The sequence below is a fragment of the Aeromonas sp. 61P genome (assembly GCF_051919545.1).
In the GTDB taxonomy this organism is placed as follows: domain Bacteria; phylum Pseudomonadota; class Gammaproteobacteria; order Enterobacterales; family Aeromonadaceae; genus Aeromonas; species Aeromonas veronii.
The window spans coordinates 3,844,144-3,869,699 of the sequence record NZ_JBQBEL010000001.1 but is presented as its reverse complement, the minus strand read 5'-3'; the positions used below and the strand labels follow the sequence as shown (position 1 = coordinate 3,869,699).

Sequence of the window (25,556 nt, the reverse complement as noted above, 5' to 3'; positions counted from 1 at the left end):
TAATATATGACAAATAAATGACAGTATTGTTACTGCTCGCTGAACGCTTCGTCGATGTCGACCACCAGATCGTCGGAGAGGGATTCCAGCGCGGTGATAAGCGTATCCATCGCGAGCCCGTCGGGCAGGGCAACCAGCGCATGGGCATAGAAGAGCGGGGCGCCGGAGTGGGGAGCCGGTTCACAGCCAGTGGTGAGATCGGCCACATTGATCTCGAGCTGGCGCAGGATGCTGGCTACTTCATGGACGATGCCGAGGCGGTCGTTGCCGGTCACCGTCATCATGACTTGATGGGCTGGCTCGGCGGTAGGTGTCCCTTCGGCAAAGCTGATGGTCAGACCCGGTAGCAGGGCCAGTGCTTCGCACAGGCTGCGATAGTGCTCATCGGGGACAGAGACATGGAGGATACCGGCAAACTGGCCCGCCAGTTCGCTCATGGCGCTGCCCAGCCAGTTGCCCTGCTCGCGGCTGATGACTGCTGCCAGACTCTCGACGATCCCGGGTTTGTCTGCACCGATCACGGTGACCACCAATTGCTTTTGCATCCTGCTCTCCTTGAAATGGGATTTCTTGCTCTATGCCTATTGTGCCTGCTGGGACTGGTCATATGAACCCCCGCCTGCTGACAAATAGATAAAAAGACGGGACTTTCACTTTCTATACACGGGTATGCTGCCTTGCTCCGTGGCGGCTGTGGTAAAGTAATTCCCCTTTCGTGTCGTGAACTGGATCGTGCTCTCATGAATACCCTTGTCCTATCGGGATTGTTGTTGCTGGCACTGCTTGTGTTGGCGATCTTCTGGAGCAGAGGCAGACAGCAAAAGCGCCTGCCCTATGATGTGCAGGAGACCCTGTTCAGTCCCGCCGAGCGCTCCTTCCTCGGGGTGCTGGATTTGGCGGTGGGTGACAAGGCCTGGGTCTTTGCCAAGGTGCGGGTGGCCGATGTGTTGACGCCGCAGGCCGGGATCGGCAAAAGCAAATGGCAGCAGTACTTTAACAAGATCAGCGCCAAGCATTTCGACTATCTGCTTTGCCACCCTGCGGATCTCTCCTTTATCTGCGCCATCGAACTCGATGACAGCTCCCATCGTCACCAGAAGCGCAAGGCGCGGGATCTCTTTCTGAAAACCGCCTGCGACAGCGCCGGTCTGCCGTTGCTGCAGATCCCGGCAAGTGCCAGCTATCTGGTGGAAGAGCTGCGCGAACAGATCCTGCCGCTGCTGGTCAAAACCAGCGAACCATTGATCGACGATTTGCCGCACGGGGCGCGCCGCGAGCCGACGTTCAACCCTCTGCTGCTGGACGGCGTGGATGTCGGTGCCGGGATGCGTGGCCGTACTGCCCATGCCGAGGCGATCTCGCCTGCGTCGCTCCACGAGCCCGCCATTCAGGCCAAGGGGATGGTGGAGGCGTCACAGAGTGAGGGGGAGCTGGTCGATAGCCTGTTCGCCGATGTGGAGGATGATGAAGAGCACGAGGTACACCACTGCCCTCGTTGTGATGCGCCGCTGGTGGAGAGGGAGGCGAAAAAAGGCCCCCACGCCGGTCGGCTCTTTCTGGCTTGCAGCCGTTTTCCCGAGTGTCGTTACGCGGCGCCGCACCACCATAATCGCCACTGAGTGCGCTTCACTGTGTCCCATGCTGCCCTCTGACGAGGGCAGTTTTCTTTCCGCTATTGGCGGCGTTTGTTAACGGCGCCAATGCAGAAAATTCCTCGGCAAAATTTATCTAATCTCCCGTTTCTGTCGATACACTTAGCCTGAATACGACAATTTTTGACAATGTGTCGGAATTTTGGCACTTTGTGTGCCTGCAAAAAGACAGTCGGTAGCTGTTTTATCATTAAATAAAACAATAAGTTAGTTCAGGACATCGCGAGGAATGGATATGGTGGAGATGGGCGTGTTGATTGTTGATGCCGATGCGCAGCGGCGCCAACAGTTGGGAACCGTGCTCTCGTTTATGGGGATCCCGTGGCAGGAGGTGGCACAAAGCGATCTGGATGTGGCCATCGAATCCTCCGGCCCGCTGCAAGGGGTGCTGGTGGGTGAGCTGACCGACCGTCCCTTGTCAGAGTTGCTGGCCGCTTTCCCCCGTACCCCCTTTCTCTCGCTGGTTGAGGCCGATCTGCCCAACAGCAACTTTATCGGGGTCGCGCTCTCACCCTTTACCTATGAATCCCTCACCCGTCATCTGCACTTCTGTCAGGCCTTTGTATCCTTGCATCCCCGTCAGCAGACCCATGACAAGGGGCAGGCCCTGCTGCGTTTGCTGGTGGGCAAAGGGAAGGGGATTCAGGAGGTACGCCGCCTCATCAGCCAGGTGGCCGAAACCGATGCCAACGTGCTGATCCTCGGCGAGTCTGGTACCGGTAAAGAGGTGGTGGCTCGCGCTATTCACGAACTCTCTTCCCGCAGCAGTGGCCCCTTCGTGCCCATCAACTGCGGCGCTATTCCGGCCGAATTGCTGGAGAGCGAACTGTTTGGCCACGAGAAGGGGGCGTTTACCGGCGCCATCGCGGCCCGTCGCGGTCGCTTCGAGCTGGCGCAGGGGGGGACCCTGTTCCTCGACGAGATCGGCGACATGCCGATGCCGATGCAGGTCAAACTGCTGCGGGTGTTGCAGGAGCGGTTGTTCGACCGGGTCGGTGGCGGCAAGCCCATTCAGGCCGATGTGCGCATCATAGCGGCTACCCACCGGGATCTGGAGGCGATGATCCGCACCCAGGGTTTTCGTGAAGATCTCTACTACCGCCTCAACGTCTTCCCCATTGAGACGCCGCCGCTGCGGGATCGCATCGATGACATCCCGCTGCTGCTGCAGGAGCTGCTCAACCGCCATGCCGAGCAGCACCACGGCTTTATCCGGCTGACCCAGCGGGCGCTGGAGTCGCTGATGCAGTACCCCTGGCCCGGCAACGTGCGCGAGCTATCCAATCTGCTGGAGCGACTGTTGATCCTCTACCCACACCAGATTGTCGATGTGGCCGATCTGCCGAGCCGTTATCGCCTGCTGCCGAGCGAGCCGCGGGATGAGCGGCTGACCGAGATGGATGAACGGGATGCGTTGGCGGCGGTGTTTCAGGATCCGCCCGAGCTGGATCACTCCCTCGCCTCGGCTCGTACCATGCAGTTGCCGGAGGAGGGGGTCAACCTCAAAGAGATGCTGGCCGACCTCGAAGTCGAGCTGATCCGTCAGGCGCTGGAGTCTCAGGACGGGGTGGTGGCCCGCGCCGCCGATCTGCTCGGCATGCGCCGTACCACCCTGGTGGAGAAGATGAAAAAGTACGGGATGAGCAAGGACGTCTAATGGTCAAAGCCTTGACGCCAACATTCAATCTATTGTTTTAATTGAAATAATTTAGTGGCATGGAAATTGAATAACCTGACCCAATAGCCAGTTTGAGGTCAGGTTTATGACAATCCAGCAGCAGGACATGCCACTCCAGTCCCACGAAGTGAGCCAGCTCTATGCCATCTTCAAGGCGCTCCCCACCGGGGTGTTGCTGCTTGACGGGGCAGGGGTGGTCACCCGCGCGAATCCGGCGGCCATCTCCTTGCTGGGGGAGCCGCTGGAAGGGGAGCTCTGGCGCCACATCATTGCCCGCTGCTTTGAGCCGCGGGAGGATGATGGCCACGAGATCTCCCTGCGCGACGGGCGCCGGGTGCAGCTCTCGACCCAACCGCTGCCGGATCAGCCCGGCCAGCTGGTCTTTATCAATGACCTGACCGAAACCCGTAAACTGCAAGACCGCATCAACCACATGAAGCGACTGTCGGCGCTGGGCAATATGGCGGCCTCGCTCGCCCACCAGATCCGCACGCCGCTCTCCGCCGCCATGCTTTATGCCGCAAATCTGGCCAACCGCACCCTCAAGCCGGAATCTCGCACTCAGTTTCAGCAAAAGCTGATGGCCCGTTTGCAGGATCTGGAGAAGCAGATCAACGACATCCTGCTGTTTGCCCGCAATGGCGACAATCAGGTGGTCACCCCCATCTCGGTACAGGGCTTGCTGGCGGAAGTGCAAGCCGGTGCCGAGGCCTTCTGTCAGCAACAGGGCTGCGAGCTGCACATGGAGGCGCCGGAGCCCGATCTCTGTCTGCTGGCCAACAGCAGTGCGCTGGCGGGGGCCATCAACAACCTGATTGCCAATGCCCAGCAGGCAGGGGCTACGTCACTCTTGGTCAGCGCGGTGCGCAGCGGTGCCCGGGTGGAGATGCGGGTCATCGATAATGGCAAGGGGATCCCTTCCCATCAGCTCGGTCAGGTATTCGAACCCTTCTTTACCACTCGCTCCCAGGGCACAGGTCTCGGGCTGGCGGTGGTGCAATCTGTAGTGCGTGCCCATCAGGGGGAGGTCGGTGTGGCCTCGGTTCCCGGTGAAGGCACCTGCTTTACTCTGTCGTTCCCCCTGCACCAGCAACCGGTGCAGCTTGGAGGTGTAGCATGACACAGGCCAGGATCCTGGTAGTTGAAGATGACAATGGCCTGCGCGAAGCGCTGGTGGATACCCTTTTGCTCGGCGGTTATGAGTGCCGTGAAGCGGACAGCGGCGAACGGGCTCTGCTGACCCTCTCCCGTCAGCCGTTTGACATGGTGATCTCCGATATCCAGATGGGGGGGATGGACGGCCTCACCCTGCTGGCTACCATCCGCCAGCAATATCCGCAGATACCTGTGCTGCTGATGACCGCCTACGCCAATATCGACGGCGCGGTGCGCGCCATGCGCGAAGGGGCGATCGACTATCTGGCCAAGCCCTTTTCGCCGGAGGTGCTGCTCAATCAGGTCAGCCGTTATGTGCCGGCTCAGAAGGTGGAAAAACGTGCCGTGGTTTACGGGGACCCCAAAACTGCCGAGCTGTTCCAGCTGGCGACCCGGGTGGCCAGAAGCGAAGCGACCGTGATGGTGACCGGCCCGAGCGGGACGGGTAAAGAGGTGCTGGCCCGTTACATTCATGACAACTCCAGCCGCGCTGAGCAGCCCTTCGTCGCCATCAACTGCGCCGCCATTCCGGAAAACATGCTGGAGGCTACCCTGTTTGGCTACGAGAAGGGCGCCTTCACCGGTGCGGTACAGGGGTGCCCGGGCAAGTTCGAACAAGCGCAGGGAGGCACCCTGCTGCTCGACGAGATCACCGAGATGGATCAGGGGCTGCAAGCCAAATTGCTGCGGGTGTTGCAGGAGAAAGAGGTGGAGCGGCTCGGCAGTCGCAAGATGATCCCGCTGGATGTGCGGGTCATCGCCACCAGCAACCGGGATTTGAAAAAAGCGGTGCAGGATGGCCTGTTTCGTGAAGATCTCTACTATCGCCTCAACGTCTTTCCGCTGCGCTGGTCTGCCCTCTGCGAGCGGCCCGGTGATATTCTGCCGCTGGCGGAACATCTGCTGGCGCTTCATGCCAGTCAGCAGGGGTTGCCGACACCACAGTTGACGGACGCCTCGCGGGAGCGACTGCTGGCCCACCCCTGGCCCGGCAATGTGCGGGAGCTGGACAACGTGGTACAGCGCGCCCTGATCCTCAGCCCCGACGGGGTCATTGATTGTGACCACCTCATTCTGGAAGAGCTGGACGAGCAGGAGATGGAGTTTGTCAGCGTGGAGCGCAGCTATGGCGGCGATCGCCTCGGCAGCGAGCTCAAGCAGCAGGAGCACCAGATCATCCTCGACACCCTGCAAGATTGTAACGGCAGCCGCAAGGCGGTGGCCGATCGGCTCGGCATCAGCCCGCGCACCCTGCGCTACAAGCTGGCCCAGATGCGGGAGGCGGGGATCGACCTGCCAGCCTGAGGCCGGGAGGGAAACCGCACTGTGTGGGGGCTGTCATGGTCTTGACGGCCCGGCTCGATTATCATGGGGCCCTTGGCGCTTTGAGCCTGGGCCCTGTTTTTATTGGTAAAGCAGGGGACCGAGCCTTAATAAGGGACCCCTATGATCTCTCATCGAAAACTCGAAACCGTACTGAACCATCTGCTCGAACCGCACGCCATCAAGGATTACTGCCCCAACGGCTTGCAAGTGGAGGGGCGCGAGCGCATTCGCAAGGTGGTGACCGGTGTCACCGCCAGTCAGGCGCTTATCGACGCGGCGGTGGCTGCCGAAGCCGATGCCATTCTGGTCCATCACGGCTACTTCTGGAGCGGTGAACCGGCCCAGATCACCGGCATGAAGCAGCGTCGGCTCAAGACCCTGCTGACCCACGATATCAACCTGTTTGCCTACCATTTGCCGCTGGATGTCCATCCCGAGGTGGGTAACAACGCCCAGCTAGCCAAGCTGCTCGACATCAAGGTACGCCGCGGTCTGGAGCCGTGGAACAGCAAGAGCGTCGCCATGGTCGGCAAGCTGGAAGAGCCGATGAGCGGCAGCGATTTTGCCAAGCTGATTGCCGAGCGCCTTGGCCGTGAACCACTCTATTGTGGCGACAGCGGCCCCGAGCTTATCCGTTCCGTGGCCTGGTGCACCGGTGGCGGTCAGAGCTACATCAATCTGGCGGCGGAGCAGGGCATCGATGCCTTTATCTCCGGTGAAGCCTCCGAGCAGACCATTCACACTGCTCGCGAGATGGGGATGCACTTCTACGCCGCGGGCCATCACGCCACCGAGCGTTACGGCGTCAAGGCGCTGGGGGAGTGGCTGGCGACTGTGCATGGGCTGGATGTGACCTTTATCGATATCGACAATCCGGTCTAAACCTGTCCACGATCTGGCTACGAAAGCGTGATCAAGGCTCATGTGCTGCTCGCTTATGTATACAGCAAAGAGTGCTCACGTATGTCTATACGCTCCGGTTCCTGTGCTGCTCTTCACTTTGTTGACGGTTTCTCGCTGCAGGTCGTGAACAGGTTTAAGCCTGTGCCTGTGGTGGGAAAATTCAGGAAATAAAAAGGAGGCCATCGGCCTCCTTTTTCACATTTCGACAAGACGTCTGCTTACTCGCAGGCGTAACCAGCGAGGCCCAGCAGGGCGCCATCCAGTTGCACAGCGCCGTCCACCATCTGCAGCCTGCCTTCGCAGAACCAGCGCACCACCAGCGGGTAGATGCTGTGCTCCTGCGCCTGTACTCGTGCCGCTACCTCGTCCGCCGTGTCTCCTTCAAAGATGGGCACGCGGGCCTGCAGGATCACCGGGCCGCCATCCAGTTCTTCGGTCACGAAGTGGACACTGGCGCCGTGTTCACTGTCACCGGCATCTATGGCGCGCTGGTGGGTGTGCAGGCCCTGATACTTGGGCAGCAGGGAGGGGTGGATATTGATCATTCTGCCAGCGAAATGGCGCACCAGATCGCCGCTCAATATCCGCATAAACCCCGCCAGTACCACCAGATCCGGCTGATAATCTGCCATCAGCGCCAGCAGGGCGGCGTCATACTCCTCCCGGCTGGCAAACTGCTGCTGGGCCAGAATGGAGGTCGCCACCCCCGCTTCTTTGGCGCGAACCAGACCATAGGCATCGGCCTTGTTGCTGATAACGCCGACCACTTCACCGGCAATCTTGCCGCTGGCGCAGTGGTCGAGGATCGCCTGCAGGTTGCTGCCGCTGCCGGAGATTAGGACGAGGATCCGCATCATTTGATGACGACCTGCTCCTCACCGTCTGCTGCCTTGGCGATATGACCGATGTGCCATGCGTTCTCCCCTTCTGCCTTGAGCAGGGTCAGCGCCTTCTCCAGCTGGTTGGCGGGCAGGGCGATGATCATGCCGACGCCGCAGTTGAAGGTGCGATACATCTCGTGACGGGTGACGTTGCCAGCCTGCTGCAGCCAGCTGAACACCGCCGGCCACTGCCAGCTCTGCTCGTCGATCACCGCTTGAGTGTTGGCAGGCAATACGCGGGGGATGTTCTCCCAGAAGCCACCGCCGGTGATGTGGGAGAGGGCGTGGATCTCGCACTCCTTGATGAGCTTGAGCACGGGTTTCACATAGATGCGGGTCGGCTCCAGCAGCGCGTTGGCCAGGGTGGTGTCACCCAGCGGCTGATGCACGTCGGCCTTGGAGACTTCCAGGATTTTGCGCACCAGCGAGAAGCCGTTGGAGTGGGGGCCGCTGGCGGCCAGGGCGATCAGGGCATCCCCTTCACCGACCTTGCTGCCGTCGATAATTTCGCTCTTCTCCACCACACCGACGCAGAAACCGGCGATGTCGTAGTCTTCCCCTTCATACATACCCGGCATCTCGGCGGTCTCGCCGCCGACCAGGGCACAGCCTGACTGCTCGCAACCGGCACCGATCCCAGTGACCACTGCTGCCGCGGTGTCCACGTCCAGCTTGCCGGTAGCATAGTAGTCAAGGAAGAACAGCGGCTCGGCGCCCTGTACGATCAGGTCATTGACGCACATGGCCACCAGATCGATGCCCACGGTGTCGTGCTTCTTCAGGTCGATGGCCAGCCGCAGCTTGGTGCCCACACCATCGGTACCGGAGACCAGTACCGGCTCCTTGTAGCCCGCAGGGATTTGACACAAGGCCCCAAAGCCGCCAAGACCACCAAGGACTTCAGGACGACGAGTGCGCTTTGACACGTCCTTGATACGTTCAACCAGTGCATTGCCGGCATCGATATCTACGCCAGCATCCTTGTAGCTCAGTGAGGTTTTGTCAGTCACGAGTATTCCCCGTCATATAAAGAAGTGGAGGGTAAAATTCGGGGCGTATTCTAACAGTGGCGGTGAAAAACCAGAAAGGAAATCGTTTGCGCGTTTTTGCGCGGAAATGCTCTACAAGCGGTGGCTTTTGTTGTATGATTCCGCGATTTTTTTGCGGCAGGTTAGAGGAGATAATAATGAAAGTCGTTGAAGTCAAACACCCCCTGGTCAAACACAAGATCGGTCTGATGCGTGAAGGCGATATCAGCACCAAGCGTTTCCGTGAACTGGCCAAAGAAGAAGGGCAGTTTGTTGACCTATGAAGCGACCTCTGACTTCGAAACCGAGAAGGTTATCATCGATGGCTGGAATGGGCCAGTAGAAGTTGACCAGATCAAAGGCAAGAAGGTAACCGTCGTACCGATCCTGCGTGCCGGCCTTGGCATGATGGATGGCGTGCTGGAGCACATGCCGAGTGCCCGCGTCAGCGTGGTCGGTATCTACCGCGATGAAGAGACCCTGCAACCGGTTCCCTATTTCGAGAAGATCGTCAGCAACATCGAAGAGCGTCTGGCGCTGGTCATCGATCCGATGCTGGCCACCGGCGGCTCCATGATCGCCACTATCGATCTGCTGAAAAAGAAAGGCTGCCAGTCCATCAAGGTGCTGGTGCTGGTTGCCGCGCCGGAAGGCATCAAGGCGCTGGAAGCCGCTCACCCGGACGTGGAGCTGTTCTGTGCCTCCATCGATCAGGGCCTGAACGAGAAAGGCTACATCGTGCCGGGTCTGGGCGATGCCGGCGACAAGATCTTCGGTACCAAGTAAGTTGCTGTGATACGCCGCCTCTACCGAGGTGGCTGACGGAGCCGGCGTCCTGCCGGCTTCGCTGTTTATGGCCTTTGTCCCAGCCTTGCCGCAGGACGCGCCTTGCCGCTACCATAAGCACCATCTCCCATTTCGAGACTCTGTTCATGTTCAAACGTGTTGTGACCGCCCTCTGCTGCGGCTTGTCATTCATTGCCTCGGCCGCTCAGGTGACCGACCTCTATCAGGGCAAGGCCCCGACCACCGGCGACATGGTGGCTGCTCAGGGTCAGGCGCTGGGCGAGGTGTTGATCAAGGTGACCGGCAAGCGGGATATTCTGACCCAGCCTGCCGTGGTCAAGGCGCTTGCTGCGCCGGGCGACTATGTAAAGAGTTATGGCTATCAGGATGTGGATTCGGTCAAGTATCTGAAGGCCGAGTTCAAGAGTGACAAGGTCAACAGCCTGGTCTCCGAGAGCAAATTCGCCCTGCTTGGCCCGGCTCGTCCCCAGATGGCCCTCTGGCTGGTGGTGGATCAGGGTGAGCGCCATCTGCTGGCAGACCAGTCAACCGATGGTTGGGCACAGGCACTGCGCGAACAGACCCTGGCGCTGGGGCTGCCGGTCAGCATTCCCCTGATGGATCTCGACGACAACATGGCGGTCAGTGCCACCGATGTGTGGGGCCGTTTTGCCGATCCCATCCTCAAGGCGAGCCAGCGTTATGGCGCCGAGATGGTGGTGCTGGGCAAGCTGACCCCGGAAGGGGACAAGTGGAGCATCGACTGGGGACTCTACGGTCCCAAGGCCGCTGGTGAAGTGGCCGAACTGACCCGAGGCAACACCACGGGTACCCAGGCCGAAGTGGCGCAAGGGCTTGCCGATACCCTGGCGACCTGGCTGGTGAAAAACTACGGCGCCCGCATCTCGGGGCCAGCAACCAGTCAGACCCTGGTGGTGGATGGTCTATCCGATGTGGACAGCATGATCTCCGTGCAGAAGATGCTGCAGGGGATGGCCAACGTCAGCAAGGTCGAGATCGGCAAGCTGGAAGGCAATCAGGTCACCTTCAATTTCACCCTGCAGGGGGAGCAGAGCGAGTTGGTGCGCACCCTGCAGCTGGAGAGCCGCTTGCACAAGGTTGACGATAATGGCAGCAATCTGCGTTACCAATGGTCGCAGCCCTGATTTCACAAGGCTTTTGTCTACCGCCCGGCTTGTCCGGGCGGTTCTCTATCTGCCATTGCGATGGTACACTTAGCCACAAATGTCACAGTCAAAGCCCAACGAGTGAAGCAACCGGCCCAACTGTCCCTAGCCGTACAACTACCGGATGATGAAACCTTCGTCAGTTTTTATCCCGGCACCAATGCTCATCTGATCACCGCCCTCAAGAATGCGGCCATCGGTCAGGGGTCGCCTTTCCTCTATTTCTGGGGAGCCAAGGGCTCCGGGCGCTCCCATCTGCTCCATGCCACCTGTGCCGAGGTCAATGCCCGCGATGCAGCTGCGGCCTATCTCTCCCTCGATCAGTTTGAACAGCTCGACCCCAGCATGCTTGATGCCCTCGAAAGCTTGCCGCTGGTCTGCCTCGACAGCATTGAGGCCATCGCAGGCAATGCCGTTTGGGAGCGGGCGCTGTTTGATTTTTACAATCGCTGGCAGGAGAAAGGGGAAGGGACGCTGATCGTCACCGGGTGCAGCGCGCCGCGCAAGCTGGGGCTGCAGCTGCCGGATCTCGCTTCGCGCCTTGACTGGGGGGTGAGTTTCCATCTCGAAGAGCTGGATGACGAAGGCAAGCTCAGTGCCCTGCAGCTGCGTGCCGAGCTGCGGGGCTTCAAATTGCCCATCGATGTGGGCCGCTTCCTGCTCAACCGACTCTCCCGCGATATGCGCACCCTGCTCACCACTCTCAATCAGCTCGACAACGCCTCATTTCGCGCCAAGCGCAAGCTGACCATCCCCTTTGTCAAAGAGATCCTCGAGCTCTGATCCTCTCTGCGGTGTGCGGTTGTGGCCTGACTTTCGTTTGAATGGCAGATAAAAAGAAACCCCGGCTTCAGGCCGGGGTTTTGCTATTTCAAAACAGTTCTGCCTATCAGTGGAACTGATCTTCTTCGGTGGAGCCGGTCAGGGCGGTGACCGATGATTGGCCACCCTGAATGACAGTGGTCACCTTGTCGAAGTAACCGGTACCGACCTCCTGCTGGTGTGCCACGAAGGTGTAGCCACGGCTGGCTGCGGCAAATTCCGGCTCCTGCACCATCTCGACGTAGTGCTTCATCCCTTCGCCACGGGCGTACTGGTAGGCTAGTTCGTACATGTGGAACCACATGTTGTGGATACCCGCGAGGGTGATGAACTGGTACTTGTAGCCCATGTCGGAGAGCGCCTGCTGGAAGCGGGCGATGGTGGCATCGTCCAGATTCTTCTTCCAGTTGAAGCTCGGGGAGCAGTTGTAGGCCAGGATGCGATCCGGGAACTTGGCCTTGATCGCTTCGGCAAATTTACGTGCTTCGTCCAGATCCGGCTTGGCGGTTTCACACCACACCATGTCGGCGTAGGGGGCGTAAGCCAGACCGCGAGCGATGGCCTGATCGATACCGGCACGTACCTTGTAGAACCCTTCGGCAGTGCGCTCGCCAGTCAGGAAGTCTGCATCGTACGGGTCAGCGTCGGTGGTCAACAGGTCAGCGGCGTTGGCGTCGGTACGGGCGATCACCAGGGTGGTGGTGCCGCACACATCGGCTGCCAGACGGGCGGCAACCAGCTTCTGCACCGCTTCCTGAGTCGGTACCAGTACCTTGCCGCCCATGTGGCCGCACTTCTTGACTGATGCCAGCTGATCTTCAAAGTGCACGCCAGCGGCACCTGCTTCAATCATCCCCTTCATCAGTTCGAAGGCGTTCAGCACACCGCCGAAACCGGCTTCAGCATCGGTCACGATCGGCAGGAAGTAGTCGATAAAGCCCTCATCCTGCGGCCCGACCTTGTTGGCCCACTGGATCTGGTCGGCACGAGCGAAGGAGTTGTTGATGCGCTCCACCACGGACGGTACGGAGTTGGCCGGGTAGAGGGACTGATCCGGATACATGGTGGAGGACAAGTTGTTGTCCGCCGCCACCTGCCAGCCGGAGAGGTAGATCGCCTCGATCCCCGCCTTGGCCTGCTGCACTGCCTGACCACCGGTCAGGGCGCCGAGGCAGTTGACATAGCCTTTCTTGGCGTCGCCGTGGATCAGACCCCACAGCTTGTCGGCTCCACGCTGGGCCAGGGTGTGCACTGGCTGCAAGCTGCCGCGCAGGTTCACCACATCTTCGGCGCTGTAGCCGCGCTTGATCCCTTTCCAGCGGGGGTTTTCCGCCCAGTCTTTCTCGATAGCCTGGATCTGTTGCTCACGGGTCAGTGCCATATCAGTTCCCTCTTTCATTGATTTCACGTTTCCATTGACTTGTTATTGGCGAGCCCCGCTGGGGGCCCGTGATTCAGAGCCGCTCGTAACCGGGCAGCGTCAGAAAATCGATCAGGGTGTCGGCGCAGGTGATCTCTTCCATCAGTTCGCTCGCCTCGGCAAAGCGTCCTGCTTGCCAGCGTGCTGTGCCCACCTCGGCTTTGACCACCTCCAGCTCCTCGGCCAGCATCTGGCGGAACAGCTCCTTGGTCACCACCTTGCCGTTCGACAGGCTTTTGCCGTGGCGGATCCACTGCCAGATGGAGGTGCGGGAGATCTCGGCGGTGGCGGCATCTTCCATCAGACCATAGATGGGCACGCAGCCGTTGCCGTTGATCCAGGCCTCCAGATATTGCAGGGCAACCCGGATATTGGTGCGCATCCCTGCCTCGGTGCGCTCGCCCTCACAGGGTGCTAGCAGGTCGGCGGCAGTGATGGGGGCATCCTGCTCGCGCAGCACGTCGATCTGGTTCTTGGCACCAGCCGCAATGGTGGCGTTGAACACCGCCATGGCGGTGTCGGCAAGGCCAGGGTGGGCGACCCAGGTACCGTCGTGGCCGTTGTTGGCTTCGCGCTCCTTGTCGGCCTTGACCTTGGCAAAGACCTGCTCGTTAACGGCCGCGTCCTTGGCCGGAATAAAGGCGGCCATACCCCCCATCGCCAGCGCACCGCGCTTGTGACAGGTCTTGATTAACAGCCGCGAGTAGGCGGAGAGGAACGGCTTGTCCATGGTTACCACCTGACGATCAGGCAGTACCCGATCCGGATGGTTCTTCAAGGTTTTGATATAGCTGAAGATGTAGTCCCAGCGGCCGCAGTTCAGCGCAACGATGTGATCCTTCATCTGATAGAGCAGCTCATCCATCTCGAATACGGCTGGCAGGGTTTCAATCAGCACGGTGGCCTTGATGGTGCCACGGGGCAGACCGAACTTGTCCTCGGTCCAGGCGAATACTTCGCTCCACCAGCGCCCTTCCAGATGGCTCTGCAACTTGGGCACGTAGAAATAGGGGCCCGAGCCTTTGGCCAGCAGCGCCTGATAGTTGTGCAGGAAATAGAGGGCAAAATCGAACAGGCCTCCGGGAATGGGCTCGCCATCGAAGGTGACATGTTTTTCCGGCAGGTGCAGACCGCGTACCCGGCAGATGAGGACGGCCGGATTGGCGTTCAGGGTATAAGCCTTTCCTTCCGGACTGGTGTAAGAGATGGTGTCGTTGACCGCATCGCGCAGGTTGATTTGGCCCTCGATCACCTTATTCCAGGCGGGAGCCAGTGAATCCTCGAAATCCGCCATGAACACCTTGACGTTGGCGTTGAGGGCGTTGATCACCATCTTGCGCTCGACCGGGCCTGTGATCTCCACACGGCGGTCTTGCAGGTCGGCAGGAATGCCGCGAATGGTCCAGTCACCTTCACGGATGTGAGCGGTTTCCGGCAGGAAGTCCGGCAGCTCGCCGCCATCGATACGGGCCTGGCGTGCCACACGTTGTTTCAGCAATTCCCCTCTTTGGGGAGCAAAACGTTCCACCAGTTCGGAGACCAGAGCCACCGCGTCCGGCGTCAGAATTTGCGCGTATTCGGGCAGCATCTCGCCCTGGATGCGAAGGCGGGCGCTGCAGTGGGTCTGAGCCGGTGCCGACATAAGTTTCACTCCTTTGAGAATTACATTTTGAACTTACTAACTACGACCAAAGTCGAATCCCTGTTCCTCAAACGTTCCCGCAACAACGGGGTAACACGATTGATAAGGTGCGAAATATTGTTGAATACGTCAACAGTTTTTTTTAAACGCCTGTTTTTTCGATATGGCTAAGTGTATGTTTTTTATTGCTTTATTGGGTTTGTATAAAAGCTCTACGCAGATGGTTATGCTCCTGCTTTTTCCCATCGGACAACGGCTAATTTGGGCCGTTACCCTGCGCCTCGCTATGTAACTTATTACGTAATAAAATTACAAATGCAAAAACAAATCCCGACCTAACTCCAGGCTTTGCCAAAACAGCCGTATAAAGTGCGTTTAAATATGGCAATGAATGTTTTGCTATTGCTAGAACTAGTTAGTGGACGTGCGTTTTAAACTTGGCGTGGTGATGCAGGCTCTGTTGGCACCAACGATTGCAACGATGGAAAGTGAAGCGCAATAACGTAGATTTGTATCAATTGTCGGGGGGGATGCCGGGGAGGGAAGGGGGAGACACATCAGTCAATAATACTGCCATCCTTGATAGAATTAGCAGTTTGTCGTTTTTTGCAGATTTCTCGCCAAGGACCTGAAACGGAGTGCGTTGAACAGGCGATGTGCCGGTGATTGAGCAGCCATCTGGCCGTGCTCAATAGTCATCATCCGGCTCGGCCAGATCAATCACATCCAGCTGGATGACCTGTTCATTTTCGCTTTCGGTGTGGCAAGGGGTGTCGTGAGGAACGGAATAAAGCGTAATGGCGGGTGCGAAATCGGTGTTCTGGTTCATGCCTGGTCCTGTGTTGCACGCAAGCCGGACAGTGATCCCTTCACTCGTGTTTCCACCTCCCTGTGTTGTCTACCGGCGGCGGAAAGTTGCGCATCTTAATGAGTTCGGCAAAAAGATTCAAGTGGTTCTGAGTGTTTTTTGTGCTTTATAGGTAGACATCGTCAGGAGGATAAATCGGAGGCAAAAAATAGCCCAGTCGTTTGACTGGGCTATTCTCGGGGAAAATGGTCGGTGTGAGAGGATTCGAACCTCCGACCCTCTACACCCCATGCAGATGCGCTACCTGGCTGCGCTACACACCGACGGAGTCAGACTCGGCTGACGGGGAGGAAGTCTAATAGCATGGCCAAACGGGTGCAACTCCTTTTTTATCATAGAGATGCCGATTGCTTCTTTATTGCTCAGTCGGGATGTGGCTTGGGTCTGACGTGCAGATTTGGCATAATCGCCGCCCTGTCACCGCGAGCTATCATGCCTGCTATCTATGGATTCATCTGACAGATGTGGATAGCTGGAATGCAAACAGCACAATTGAACAATATAAAGAGGGGATGGGCGTGAAACCATCAGAGGTCCCAGAGAACCGAGTCAGACCGAGCAGGACGAACAGTGGATGCGCCATGCCATGGCATTGGCCGCTCGGGCCGAAGGGATTGGCGAGATCCCGGTCGGTGCCGTACTGGTGCTGGATGGTCAGGTGGTGGGCGAGGGGTGGAACCGCTCCATCAGCGAACACGATGCCTGTGCCCATGCCGAGGTGATGGCGATCCGGGCGGCGGGCAAGCAGCTGGCGAACTACCGCCTGCTCGACACCACTCTTTATGTGACGCTGGAGCCCTGCTGTATGTGTGCCGGTGCGCTGATCCATAGCCGGGTCAAGCGGGTGGTTTACGGCGCCCGAGATCTCAAGACCGGTGCCGCGGGGTCGGTGTTCGAGATCTTGCAGGATCCTCGCCACAATCATAGAGTCGAGCTGACCGGCGGTGTGCTGGCCGATGCCTGCTCGGCTCAGTTGTCGGCCTTCTTCAAGCGCCGCCGCGCCGAGAAAAAGGCAGCCAAACTGGCGCTGCAACAATCAAACGATGCCCTTTCCTGAATCATTCGGGGGCAGCGCATGCTGCCCTTGCTGATTACCAGCATAAATATCCCTTTATAAACAATGTATTACGCTCGCCCGCCTTCGAAGGGATCCCAGTCCATTCTTCCGTTAACAACTTCAGTTAAAGCGTTCTCGATGTAACAAAACTGTCATGCAACCGCCATATAATGCCGCGAAGCCTAGCTTACATTGAGGTCTTGCATGTCATCGGAATCGTTAAACCTGGTCATGGCGGGCAGTAGAAAACGCCGGATCAAGGATAAATTGGCCAAATATGGCGTCACCACAGGCGGAGCCCTGGTACTGGTGGCGCTGCTGCTCATCTTCTTTTATCTGCTCTATGTGGTGAAACCCATCTTCAATGGCGCCTCCATGGAGCCGACCGCCTCGTTTACCCTGCCTGCCGCAGGGAAGACCGCCTGGCTCGGCGTGGAAGAGCAGAACGAGATCGGCTATCGCTTCAGCGATAAAGGGCAGGTCAACTTCTTTGCGGTGCAGGGAGATGACAAGATCAAGGTCGGCCAGTCACTGGGTCAGGCCCAGGTTGCTGGTGACATCACCACGGTAGCGACCCCGGCTCCTGGTCAGCGGCTGATCGCCTACGGCTTTGCCGATGGCAAGGCGCAGGTCGTCCAGCCAGCATTCAAGGTCTCCTATCCCAACGATGTGCGGGTGATTGAGCCCAGCCTGCAATATCCCTTCGGCGAAGAGCCAGTGGTGATCGACCCGCAAGGGAAGGCGCTGCAACTGATGGTGTTCGAAGCCACCAAGGACAAGATGGCGACCGCCGCCGTGACCGAAGATGGTCGTGGTGTGATGACGGTGATGAGCGGTGAGGAGAACTTCATCTCCGGGGAGATTGAGTGGAGCAGTGAAAACTACACGATTCCCTCCCTGCCGCGCCATGTGGATCAGATGTTGCTGACCCCCAATCTGCGGATCCTGTTCGTGCGCGAGGGCAATCGCCTCTCCGTCTATGACATTCATAACCTGAGCGAAATCTCCCTGCGCAACGTGTTGGAGATCAATGCCCCCAACGCCAATGTGACCCGGGTTCAGCTGCTCTCCGGCGCCTCTTCACTGCTGGTGGGTAATGACAACGGCGTCATCTCCCAGTGGTTCGAAGTGGCGAAGGATGGCAAACGCCAGTTCACCCAAATTCGTGACTTCAAGGGCGATGGTGCGGTAGATCTGCTGACTCCCGAGCACTTTCGCAAAGGCTTCATCAGTGCCGACAAGGATGGCATCATCAGTTTCTTCCATGCCACTGGCGAGACCAAGCTGCTGACCGAGACGGTGGAAGGGGGCGAACTTTCTGCCCTGGCCATCTCCCCCCGTCACAACCTGTTGCTGATGCAGCAAGGGAACAGCTTCAAGCTCTTCTCGGTGGAGAACGAACACCCCGAAGTGACCTGGTCTGCCCTCTGGCAACAGGTGTGGTATGAAGGCTATCCGGAGCCCCAGTATGTGTGGCAATCCACCTCCGCCAGCAACGACTTTGAAGCCAAACTGAGTTTGGTGCCGCTGGTCTTCGGTACGCTGAAAGCCTCTTTCTACGCCATGGTGTTTGCTGTACCGCTCGGCGTGGCCGGTGCCATCTATACCGCCTACTTCATGTCGGCGGGGCTGCGCAAATACGTCAAGCCGACGGTCGAGATCATGGCGGCGCTGCCGACTGTTATCTTGGGCTTCCTGGCGGGTCTGTGGCTGGCGCCGATCATCGAGGGTGCCTTGCCCGGGGTGATCCTGCTGCTGATATTGCTGCCGATGGGGATGCTGCTGACTGCATTGCTCTGGAACTATCTGCCAGAGCGCGGCAAGTCCTGGCTGCCGGAGGGGTGGCACGCCATCCTGCTGATCCCGGTGCTGCTGCTGATTGGCTGGGGTGCCTTCGCCCTGAGCCCGCTCATCGAGAATGCCTTTATGCACGGCGATTCGCGCATCTGGCTGACCCACGAAATGGGTATCAAGTTTGACCAGCGCAACTCGCTGGTGGTCGGTATCGCCATGGGCTTTGCGGTCATCCCCACCATCTTCTCCATTGCTGAAGATGCGGTTTTCTCGGTGCCCAAGCATCTGACCCAGGGCTCGCTGGCACTGGGGGCCACCCCGTGGCAGACCCTGAGCCGGGTGGTGATCCTCACTGCCAGCCCGGGCATCTTCTCTGCGGTGATGATGGGCCTTGGGCGCGCCGTGGGCGAGACCATGATCGTGCTGATGGCTACCGGCAACACCCCCATCATGGACTTCTCCATGTTCCAGGGGCTGCGCACCCTCGCCGCCAACATAGCGGTGGAGATGCCGGAATCGGAAGTGGGCAGCTCCCACTATCGGGTACTGTTCCTCGCGGCCTTCGTCCTGTTTGTGTTCACCTTTTTGTTCAACACCCTGGCCGAGTTTGTCCGTCAGCGGTTGCGTGAAAAATACAGCTCGATGTAAGGGGCGACTCTGTAATGGACAAGGAATCGACAATGGGTAAGTGGTTTAAATCAGGGGCCCCCTGGATCTGGATGACCGGCGGTGCCGTCAGCCTGAGTCTGGTGGCGGTACTGGGTCTGCTGCTGCTGATCGGCTGGCGTGGTCTGGTCTACTTCTGGCCGCACCCCATCTATGAGTGGCAGCTGGAAGATGCCAGCGGCAACAAGAGCGTACTGATCGGCGAGATCAACGATCGTGAGCAGGTACCGGTGGAGCGACTGCGCGCTGCAGGTCTGCCACTGGAAGGGGAAGAGCGCGAGCTGCTGACCCGCTATCTGGTCAAGACCGGCAACCGCGAGTTCGTTGACCTCGATTTTCGCTGGGTGCTGGAGACGGACATCAAGTCCCAGAGCCAGCCAGCCGAGCTGGCCATGGTTGAGCGTGCCACCAACGGCAACTTCTATGGCTATATCGTCGGGGTGAAAGAGGATGGCCGCGAGCTCACCTCTGATCTGCATCCTGCCCTGCAGCGGGTGCTGGCGCGAGCCAATGCCCTCTCCGAACAGGCCAACGATCTGCAAAAAGGGGACATCGGCAGCATCAACTATCAACTGGAGCGGCTGCGCCTGAAAGAGCGCAAGGCCGAACTGGATGACAAGCTGACCGATCAGCTCAAAGCCGAACTGGCCAGCGAGCGTCAGGCCCTCAACGATCGCTATCAGGTGCTGGAAAAAGAGCTCTTCTCACTGCGTAGCCAAGCGGACCGCGACGCCATTACCGTCAAGGATATGCGTGGCGAGCTGGTGACCATGCCGATGTCCAAGGTACTGGACGTGGTATGGCCCAACGACATGAGCCTGCTGGCCAAGGTGGGTCACTGGTTCCACCAGATCGGCAAGTTCGTCTCTGACGATCCCCGTGAAGCTAACACCGAGGGCGGGGTGTTCCCGGCCATCTTCGGCACTGTGTTCATGGTGTTCCTGATGGCGATCATCGTGACCCCGCTGGGGGTGGTAGCGGCAGTCTACCTGCACGAATATGCTGGCAAGAACAGTCTGACTAAGATCATCCGCATTGCGGTGATCAACCTGGCGGGCGTGCCCTCCATCGTTTACGGCGTGTTTGGTCTGGGCTTCTTCGTCTACACACTCGGCGGTTCGTTAGACCAGCTGTTCTACCCGGAAGCGCTGCCGAGCCCGACCTTTGGTTCACCCGGCGTGATCTGGTCGGCGCTGACCCTGGCTATCCTGACCCTCCCGGTGGTGATCGTCTCCACCGAAGAGGGGCTGGCGCGGATCCCGAGCACCATCCGTCAGGGTTCGCTGGCACTGGGTGCCACCCAGGCCGAGACCCTGTGGCGCATCGTGCTGCCGATGGCGAGCCCGGCCATCATGACCGGCCTTATTCTGGCGATTGCCCGTGCAGCCGGTGAAGTGGCGCCGCTGATGTTGGTAGGGGTGGTGAAACTGGCACCGACCCTGCCGATGGATGGCAACTTCCCGTATCTGCATGTGGAGCGCAAGTTCATGCACCTGGGCTTCCACATCTATGACGTCGGCTTCCAGAGCCCCAACGTCGAGGCGGCCCGCCCGCTGGTCTACGCCACCTCCTTCCTGCTGGTGACGGTGATCGTGGGTCTGAACCTGACCGCTATCGGTATTCGTAACCACTTGCGCGAGAAATTCCGGTCGCTGGAGCATTAATCCGGCACCGCATGAGTGATACAAGAGTGAGATAACAGAGGGGCGGCCGAGCGCGAGCCGCCATCTCTCTGCACCAATACGTGAGGGGCGCCGGCAGCTGTCCGGCCACTCCAGATAGATTTTGAGGTAACAGATGATCAACGTAACGACCACGTCTACCCAGCACACCGCGCTGGACCTGCTCAACCTGACCCCGGAGCAGACCGCGCTGGAGGTGAAGGATCTCAACCTGTACTACGGCAGCAAGCAGGCGCTGTTCAACGTCAACATGAAGATCCCCAAAGGGCAGGTGACCGCCTTTATCGGCCCGTCAGGCTGTGGTAAATCGACCCTGCTGCGCTGCATCAACCGGATGAACGACCTGGTGGAGATCTGTCGTATCGAGGGAGAAATCCAACTGCACGGCCACAACATCTATGACAAGAGCGTCGATGTTTCTGCCCTGCGCCGTCAGGTGGGCATGGTGTTCCAGCGCCCGAACCCGTTTCCCAAGTCCATCTACGAGAACGTGGTCTATGGTCTGCGCCTGCAGGGGATCAACGATCGTCGCACTCTGGATGAAGCGGCCGAGCGCTCCCTGCGCGGTGCGGCCCTGTGGGACGAGGTGAAGGATCGTCTGCATGACAACGCCTTCGGTCTCTCCGGTGGTCAGCAGCAGCGTCTGGTGATTGCCCGTGCCATCGCCATCGAGCCGGAAGTGTTGCTGCTCGATGAACCGACCTCGGCGCTCGACCCCATCTCCACCCTCACCATCGAGGAGCTGATCAACGAGCTCAAGAGCCAGTTCACCGTGGTGATCGTGACCCACAACATGCAACAGGCTGCGCGCGTGTCGGATCAGACCGCCTTCATGTATATGGGCGAGCTTATCGAGTACTCGGATACCAACACCATTTTCACCACCCCGGCCAAGAAAAAGACCGAAGATTACATTACCGGTCGTTACGGCTAAGGAGAGGAGAGGATGAATCTCAGCAAACAGATTGGCAGTCGGTTCAACGGCTAAGGCATAATCGGAGCAATCAAGGATTATTTGTATGGACAATATGAACCTCAATAAACACATCTCCGGTCAGTTCAATGCCGAGCTAGAGAGCGTGCGCAACCAGGTGCTGGTGATGGGCGGTCTGGTGGAGCAGCAGCTCACCGACGCCATTGCGGCGATCCACGATCAGGATCTCGATGCGGCCCGCAAAATCGTGGCCAACGACCACAAGGTCAACGCCATGGAAGTGGCGATCGACGAGGAGTGCACCCGCATCATCGCCAAGCGTCAGCCGACAGCCTCCGACCTGCGACTGGTGATGGCCATCATCAAGACCATCACCGATCTGGAGCGCATTGGCGACGTGGCCGACAAGATCGCCCGCATGCTGACCGACAACGCCAACAAGCCGCAGCCGCCGCTGGTGTCGCTGGAGAACATGGGCCGTCGTACCATCAAGATGCTGCACGATGTGCTCGACGCCTTCGCCCGCATGGATCTGGATGCGGCGCTGGCTGTCTATAAGGAAGATGACAAGGTAGACCGCGAGTACGAGTCCATCATCCGCGAGCTGATGACCTACATGATGGAAGATCCCCGCACTATCCCCCAGGTTCTCAACGTCCTGTGGGCGGCGCGAGCCATCGAGCGGGTCGGCGATCGCTGCCAGCACATCTGCGAGTACATCGTCTACTACGTGAAAGGCAAGGATGTGCGCCACACCAAGGCGGACGATCTGGGCACCCTGCTGGGCAAGGGCTAACCGGAAGTGAATAAAAAGGCGCGTGAAGCGCCTTTTTTGTTGCATAACTGGTCGGAGTAAGATAAAGCCCCCAACTGGCTGTTTTCTGATAGAATACTCCCCCTGTGTGAGTCTCGGATGGGCTCACGGTCCGGTCTCCCGGGCCCAGTTTGCCGTCTTGTGCTAAGGCGGGTGTAGCAATAGGTTAATCATGAGTTTTGCCGATAGTTTGTTCTTTTTAATGCTGCTGGTTGGCGGCAGTGTGTTCTTCTCCCTCTCCGAGATCTCTCTCGCCGCGTCTCGCAAAATCAAATTGCAGGTGATGGCGGATGAAGGTAATCGCCAGGCCGAAAAGGTGCTGGCCCTGCAGGCCCAGCCGGGCAACTTTTTCACCGTGGTGCAGATTGGCCTCAATACCGTCGCCATTCTGGGCGGTATCCTGGGGGAGTCTGCCCTCAACCCCGCCATCAAGGGGATTGTCTCCCAGTTCTACCAAGGGCCCTGGCTTGGCGAGATCAGCTCCGGTGCCTCCTTCGTGTTCGTCACCGGCATGTTTATCCTGATCGCCGACCTGATGCCCAAGCGTCTGGCCATGACCATGCCCGAGCAGATTGCCGTGGTGGTGGTGCGCCCGATGCTCTTCTTCGTCACCGTGTTGATGCCGCTGGTGTGGGTCTTCAACGGATTGGCCAACTCCCTGTTCCGTCTGATGCGTGTCTCCACGGTGCGCAACGACGAGATCACCTCCGACGATATCTATGCGGTGATGGATGCCGGTGCCGAGGCGGGGGTTATCCAGCGCGAGGAGCATCAGCTCATCGAGAACGTGTTCGAGTTGCAGTCCCTTGGTGTCACCTCTGCCATGACGGCCCGCGAGAGCCTGATCTATTTCACCCTGCAAGAGAGTGAAGAGAGCATCAAGGCAAAGATCGCCGAACATCCCCACAACAAGTTTCTGGTCTGTGACCACAACCTCGACAGCATCAAGGGCTTTGTTGATGCCAAAGAGCTGCTGATCCGCGTTATCGGCGGCCAGAGCATCGACCTTATCGGTGGCAACCTGGTGCAGAACGTCATCATCATCCCCGATACCTTGAACCTCTATGAGGCGATGGAGTACTTCAAGAATCATCGTGGCGACTTTGCCGTGGTGATGAACGAGTACGCGCTGGTGGTGGGGATCGTCACCATGAACGACCTGATGAGCACCGTCATGGGCGAGTGGGCCACCCACGTGGTGGAAGAGCAGATTGTCCAGCGCGACGAGAACTCCTGGCTGGTGGACGGGGTGACCCCCATCTCCGACGTGATGCGCGCCTTCGATATCGAAGAGTTCCCCGAGAACCAGAACTACGAGACCATCGCCGGCTTTATCATGTATATGCTGCGCAAGATCCCCAAGCGCACTGACTCGGTCAAATACGCCGGTTACAAGTTCGAAGTGGTCGATATCGACAGTTACAAGATTGATCAGCTGCTGGTTACCCGGGTCGAACCGGCTGTGGCCGAGAAGCCAGCTCAGGAATCGTAAAAGGAGCGACATAAGAGTCATGAAGATGCAGTCTCATTCCCGTGCGCTGGCCTGTGTCGCGCTCGCCCTGGCACTGGGTGCCTGTAGTCAGAGTGCGCCGCGCAAAGCCACAGTATCAGCCAAGCCGGTAGCCCCCAAGCCTGCCGTGGTCGTGCCGCAGGCGGATCCCGATGCGGTGGTACAAAGCGGCATGGCCGAGCCGAGCCCGGTCTTTGACGAGCAGTATCACGGCCCGGATCAGGGGTCGCTGGAGTCGGTGACCGCTCTGTTTGCCCGTGGTTATATCGAGTCCGCCATGCGCGAGACCATGCTGGCGGCGGTGCACAACGACTATCCGCTGCTCGGCATGCGGGATGTGCGGTTGACCGATCCGGTCTCCAAATTCCTCACCTCCGAGCATGCGGCCACCACGGCCCATGACTACCTCTATGCCGGCGTACAGCGTCGCCTCGGTCGTCCGCTCAGCCCTGCCCAGTGGGAGCAGGTCTGGCGCGGTTTGCCGCAACAGGGTCGGGTCTCCGACTGGGTCAAGCAGATCAAGCGAGTGCTGGCCGGGCGTTAAGTTACCAGCGGAATCAAGATAGTGATGAGGCCACCTTCCTTCGGTGGCCTCTTGCATTTCTGCGTTTGCCTCGCCGTTTGCACGCTGATTTCTGCTGATACTGATTGCCGCCCGTGGCACTTTGTTTTATCTTGATTTGGCCATCTAAACATCTATATGTTTTTATGGCTGTATAATAAAAGGGCTTCCCAAGATGAAGCGGGACGATCTGCAGCGATTCGATGCGAAACCGCAGATCAACAAAACAAACAGATAAATACGCAAATAAACAACGCATATAACAAAGAGACACGACAGATGGAAACCAGGGAATTGTGGGTGCTGGATGGGGGTATGGGGCGCGAGTTGGCACGGCGGGGGGCACCGTTTCGTCAACCCGAGTGGTCGGGGCTGGCCTTGATGGAGGCGCCAGAGACGGTGCGTGACGTGCATCAGGCCTATGTGGCGAGCGGTGCCCGGGTCATCACCACCAACAGCTATGCGCTGGTGCCGTTTCATATCGGCGATGAGCGTTTCTTTGCCGAAGGGGAGGGGCTGGCAGCGCTGGCTGGTCAACTGGCCCGCGAGGTGGCTGACGATCAGCATGGCGCCGTGCAGGTGGCGGGTTCTCTGCCACCGCTGTTTGGCTCCTACCGTGCCGACCTGTTCAAGGCGGACCGGGTGAGCGAGTTGGCGATGCCGCTTATCCGGGCGCTATCCCCTTATGTAGATATCTGGCTGGCCGAGACCATGAGCCTGATTGCCGAGCCACTGGCCCTGAAAGCGCTGCTGCCTGATGACGGCAAGCCGTTCTGGGTCTCCTTCACGCTGGAAGATGAGGCGCCTGGCAACGAGCCGCGACTGCGTTCCGGCGAGCGGGTGGCCGATGCGGTGACCACGTTAGTGGCGGCCGGGGTCGATGCCATCCTGTTCAACTGCTGTCAGCCCGAAGTGATCGAGGGGGCCCTCGAGGTTGCTCGCGCCCGATTGCAGGCGCTGGGTCGCATCGACATCCGCCTCGGTGCCTATGCCAACGCTTTCCCGCCGCAGCCCAAAGAGGCCACCGCCAATGACGGGCTGGACGAGATCCGCGCCGATCTGGGGCCGCTGGATTACCTTGGCTGGGCCGAGCGCTGGCGCGCGGCCGGGGCAAACCTTATCGGCGGTTGCTGCGGTATCGGTCCCGAGCATATTCAGGCGCTGAGCAGCCGGTTGCGCTAAGGAGCAT

At 59.0% G+C, this 25,556-nt stretch carries 21 protein-coding genes, 1 tRNA gene and 1 pseudogene; 16 read left to right on the top strand and 7 right to left on the bottom strand.

The window, feature by feature from the left end:
- Positions 1 to 29: 29 nt before the first annotated feature.
- Positions 30 to 545 carry a glycine cleavage system protein R gene (locus tag ACTG2O_RS18120; protein ID WP_439976426.1) on the bottom strand — a complete coding sequence of 172 codons (516 nt, stop codon included), beginning with the start codon at positions 543 to 545 and terminating at the stop codon, positions 30 to 32.
- Positions 546 to 740: 195 nt separating this feature from the next.
- On the opposite strand from ACTG2O_RS18120, the gene ACTG2O_RS18115 reads away from it, so the two are divergent.
- From ACTG2O_RS18115 to ACTG2O_RS18095, 5 genes are all read left to right on the top strand, one after another.
- On the top strand, positions 741 to 1,619 hold the full coding sequence (locus ACTG2O_RS18115) for a DUF2726 domain-containing protein (RefSeq protein WP_439976425.1): 879 nt from the start codon (positions 741 to 743) through the stop codon (positions 1,617 to 1,619).
- 268 nt (positions 1,620 to 1,887) lie between these two features.
- The gene (locus tag ACTG2O_RS18110) at positions 1,888 to 3,309 is read left to right on the top strand and encodes a sigma-54 dependent transcriptional regulator (protein WP_005350678.1); all 1,422 of its coding nucleotides are present in this window, start codon (positions 1,888 to 1,890) and stop codon (positions 3,307 to 3,309) included.
- Positions 3,310 to 3,415: 106 nt separating this feature from the next.
- Complete coding sequence (locus ACTG2O_RS18105; protein WP_005334126.1) at positions 3,416 to 4,450, top strand: sensor histidine kinase; 1,035 nt, start codon at positions 3,416 to 3,418, stop codon at positions 4,448 to 4,450.
- Positions 4,447 to 5,790, top strand: a complete 1,344-nt coding sequence (locus ACTG2O_RS18100; RefSeq protein ID WP_019446699.1) for a sigma-54-dependent transcriptional regulator — start codon at positions 4,447 to 4,449, stop codon at positions 5,788 to 5,790. The genes ACTG2O_RS18105 and ACTG2O_RS18100 overlap by 4 nt, the downstream gene beginning before the upstream one ends.
- A gap of 141 nt (positions 5,791 to 5,931) precedes the next feature.
- Complete coding sequence (locus tag ACTG2O_RS18095; RefSeq protein ID WP_019446698.1) at positions 5,932 to 6,693, top strand: Nif3-like dinuclear metal center hexameric protein; 762 nt, start codon at positions 5,932 to 5,934, stop codon at positions 6,691 to 6,693.
- A 239-nt stretch (positions 6,694 to 6,932) separates the two neighbouring features.
- On the opposite strand, the gene purN is transcribed toward ACTG2O_RS18095, so the two are convergent.
- Both purN and purM read right to left on the bottom strand, forming a co-directional pair.
- Positions 6,933 to 7,571: a phosphoribosylglycinamide formyltransferase gene (purN, locus tag ACTG2O_RS18090; protein WP_019446697.1), complete on the bottom strand. Its 639-nt coding sequence runs from the start codon at positions 7,569 to 7,571 to the stop codon at positions 6,933 to 6,935.
- Positions 7,568 to 8,605: a phosphoribosylformylglycinamidine cyclo-ligase gene (gene purM, locus ACTG2O_RS18085; RefSeq protein ID WP_439976424.1), complete on the bottom strand. Its 1,038-nt coding sequence runs from the start codon at positions 8,603 to 8,605 to the stop codon at positions 7,568 to 7,570. Before purM ends, purN begins: the two co-directional genes overlap by 4 nt.
- 176 nt (positions 8,606 to 8,781) lie before the next feature.
- Between purM and upp the strand changes: the two are divergent.
- From upp to hda, 3 genes and pseudogenes are all read left to right on the top strand, one after another.
- Positions 8,782 to 9,409 (top strand): annotated as a pseudogene (gene upp, locus ACTG2O_RS18080) (uracil phosphoribosyltransferase).
- 146 nt (positions 9,410 to 9,555) lie between these two features.
- Positions 9,556 to 10,575: a DUF2066 domain-containing protein gene (locus tag ACTG2O_RS18075; protein WP_439976423.1), complete on the top strand. Its 1,020-nt coding sequence runs from the start codon at positions 9,556 to 9,558 to the stop codon at positions 10,573 to 10,575.
- A 102-nt stretch (positions 10,576 to 10,677) separates the two neighbouring features.
- Positions 10,678 to 11,379: a DnaA inactivator Hda gene (gene hda, locus ACTG2O_RS18070; protein ID WP_033114378.1), complete on the top strand. Its 702-nt coding sequence runs from the start codon at positions 10,678 to 10,680 to the stop codon at positions 11,377 to 11,379.
- A gap of 106 nt (positions 11,380 to 11,485) precedes the next feature.
- Here the strand turns inward: hda and aceA are convergent, their stop codons facing one another.
- The 4 genes from aceA to ACTG2O_RS18050 all read right to left on the bottom strand — a co-directional run bounded on the left by aceA (position 11,486) and on the right by ACTG2O_RS18050 (position 15,611).
- A complete protein-coding gene (aceA, locus tag ACTG2O_RS18065; protein WP_439976422.1) occupies positions 11,486 to 12,799 on the bottom strand; it encodes an isocitrate lyase in 1,314 nt (437 codons plus the stop codon).
- A gap of 73 nt (positions 12,800 to 12,872) precedes the next feature.
- The gene (gene aceB, locus ACTG2O_RS18060) at positions 12,873 to 14,480 is read right to left on the bottom strand and encodes a malate synthase A (RefSeq protein WP_439976421.1); all 1,608 of its coding nucleotides are present in this window, start codon (positions 14,478 to 14,480) and stop codon (positions 12,873 to 12,875) included.
- 688 nt (positions 14,481 to 15,168) lie between these two features.
- Entirely contained in the window at positions 15,169 to 15,309 is a 141-nt protein-coding gene (locus ACTG2O_RS18055; protein ID WP_005334106.1) for a hypothetical protein, read from the bottom strand.
- 225 nt (positions 15,310 to 15,534) lie between these two features.
- Positions 15,535 to 15,611 (bottom strand) — tRNA-Pro (locus ACTG2O_RS18050).
- 311 nt (positions 15,612 to 15,922) lie between these two features.
- Here ACTG2O_RS18050 and tadA point away from each other — a divergent pair.
- From tadA to ACTG2O_RS18010, 8 genes are all read left to right on the top strand, one after another.
- Entirely contained in the window at positions 15,923 to 16,405 is a 483-nt protein-coding gene (tadA, locus tag ACTG2O_RS18045; protein ID WP_230848148.1) for a tRNA adenosine(34) deaminase TadA, read from the top strand.
- Positions 16,406 to 16,609: 204 nt separating this feature from the next.
- A complete protein-coding gene (locus ACTG2O_RS18040) occupies positions 16,610 to 18,847 on the top strand; it encodes an ABC transporter permease subunit (protein ID WP_019446689.1) in 2,238 nt (745 codons plus the stop codon).
- Between the two features lie 32 nt (positions 18,848 to 18,879).
- Positions 18,880 to 20,529, top strand: a complete 1,650-nt coding sequence (pstA, locus tag ACTG2O_RS18035) for a phosphate ABC transporter permease PstA (protein WP_019446688.1) — start codon at positions 18,880 to 18,882, stop codon at positions 20,527 to 20,529.
- A 133-nt stretch (positions 20,530 to 20,662) separates the two neighbouring features.
- A complete protein-coding gene (gene pstB, locus ACTG2O_RS18030) occupies positions 20,663 to 21,481 on the top strand; it encodes a phosphate ABC transporter ATP-binding protein PstB (protein ID WP_005334102.1) in 819 nt (272 codons plus the stop codon).
- An 85-nt stretch (positions 21,482 to 21,566) separates the two neighbouring features.
- Positions 21,567 to 22,277, top strand: coding sequence for a phosphate signaling complex protein PhoU (gene phoU, locus ACTG2O_RS18025; protein WP_005334097.1), 711 nt, complete (start codon positions 21,567 to 21,569; stop codon positions 22,275 to 22,277).
- Between the two features lie 190 nt (positions 22,278 to 22,467).
- Positions 22,468 to 23,787 (top strand): hemolysin family protein, encoded by a 1,320-nt coding sequence (locus ACTG2O_RS18020; protein ID WP_005334094.1) that lies wholly within the window; start codon positions 22,468 to 22,470, stop codon positions 23,785 to 23,787.
- A 19-nt stretch (positions 23,788 to 23,806) separates the two neighbouring features.
- Positions 23,807 to 24,349, top strand: a complete 543-nt coding sequence (locus tag ACTG2O_RS18015) for a hypothetical protein (protein WP_319889274.1) — start codon at positions 23,807 to 23,809, stop codon at positions 24,347 to 24,349.
- Between the two features lie 297 nt (positions 24,350 to 24,646).
- Entirely contained in the window at positions 24,647 to 25,549 is a 903-nt protein-coding gene (locus ACTG2O_RS18010) for a homocysteine S-methyltransferase family protein (protein ID WP_439976420.1), read from the top strand.
- Positions 25,550 to 25,556 lie beyond the last annotated feature (7 nt).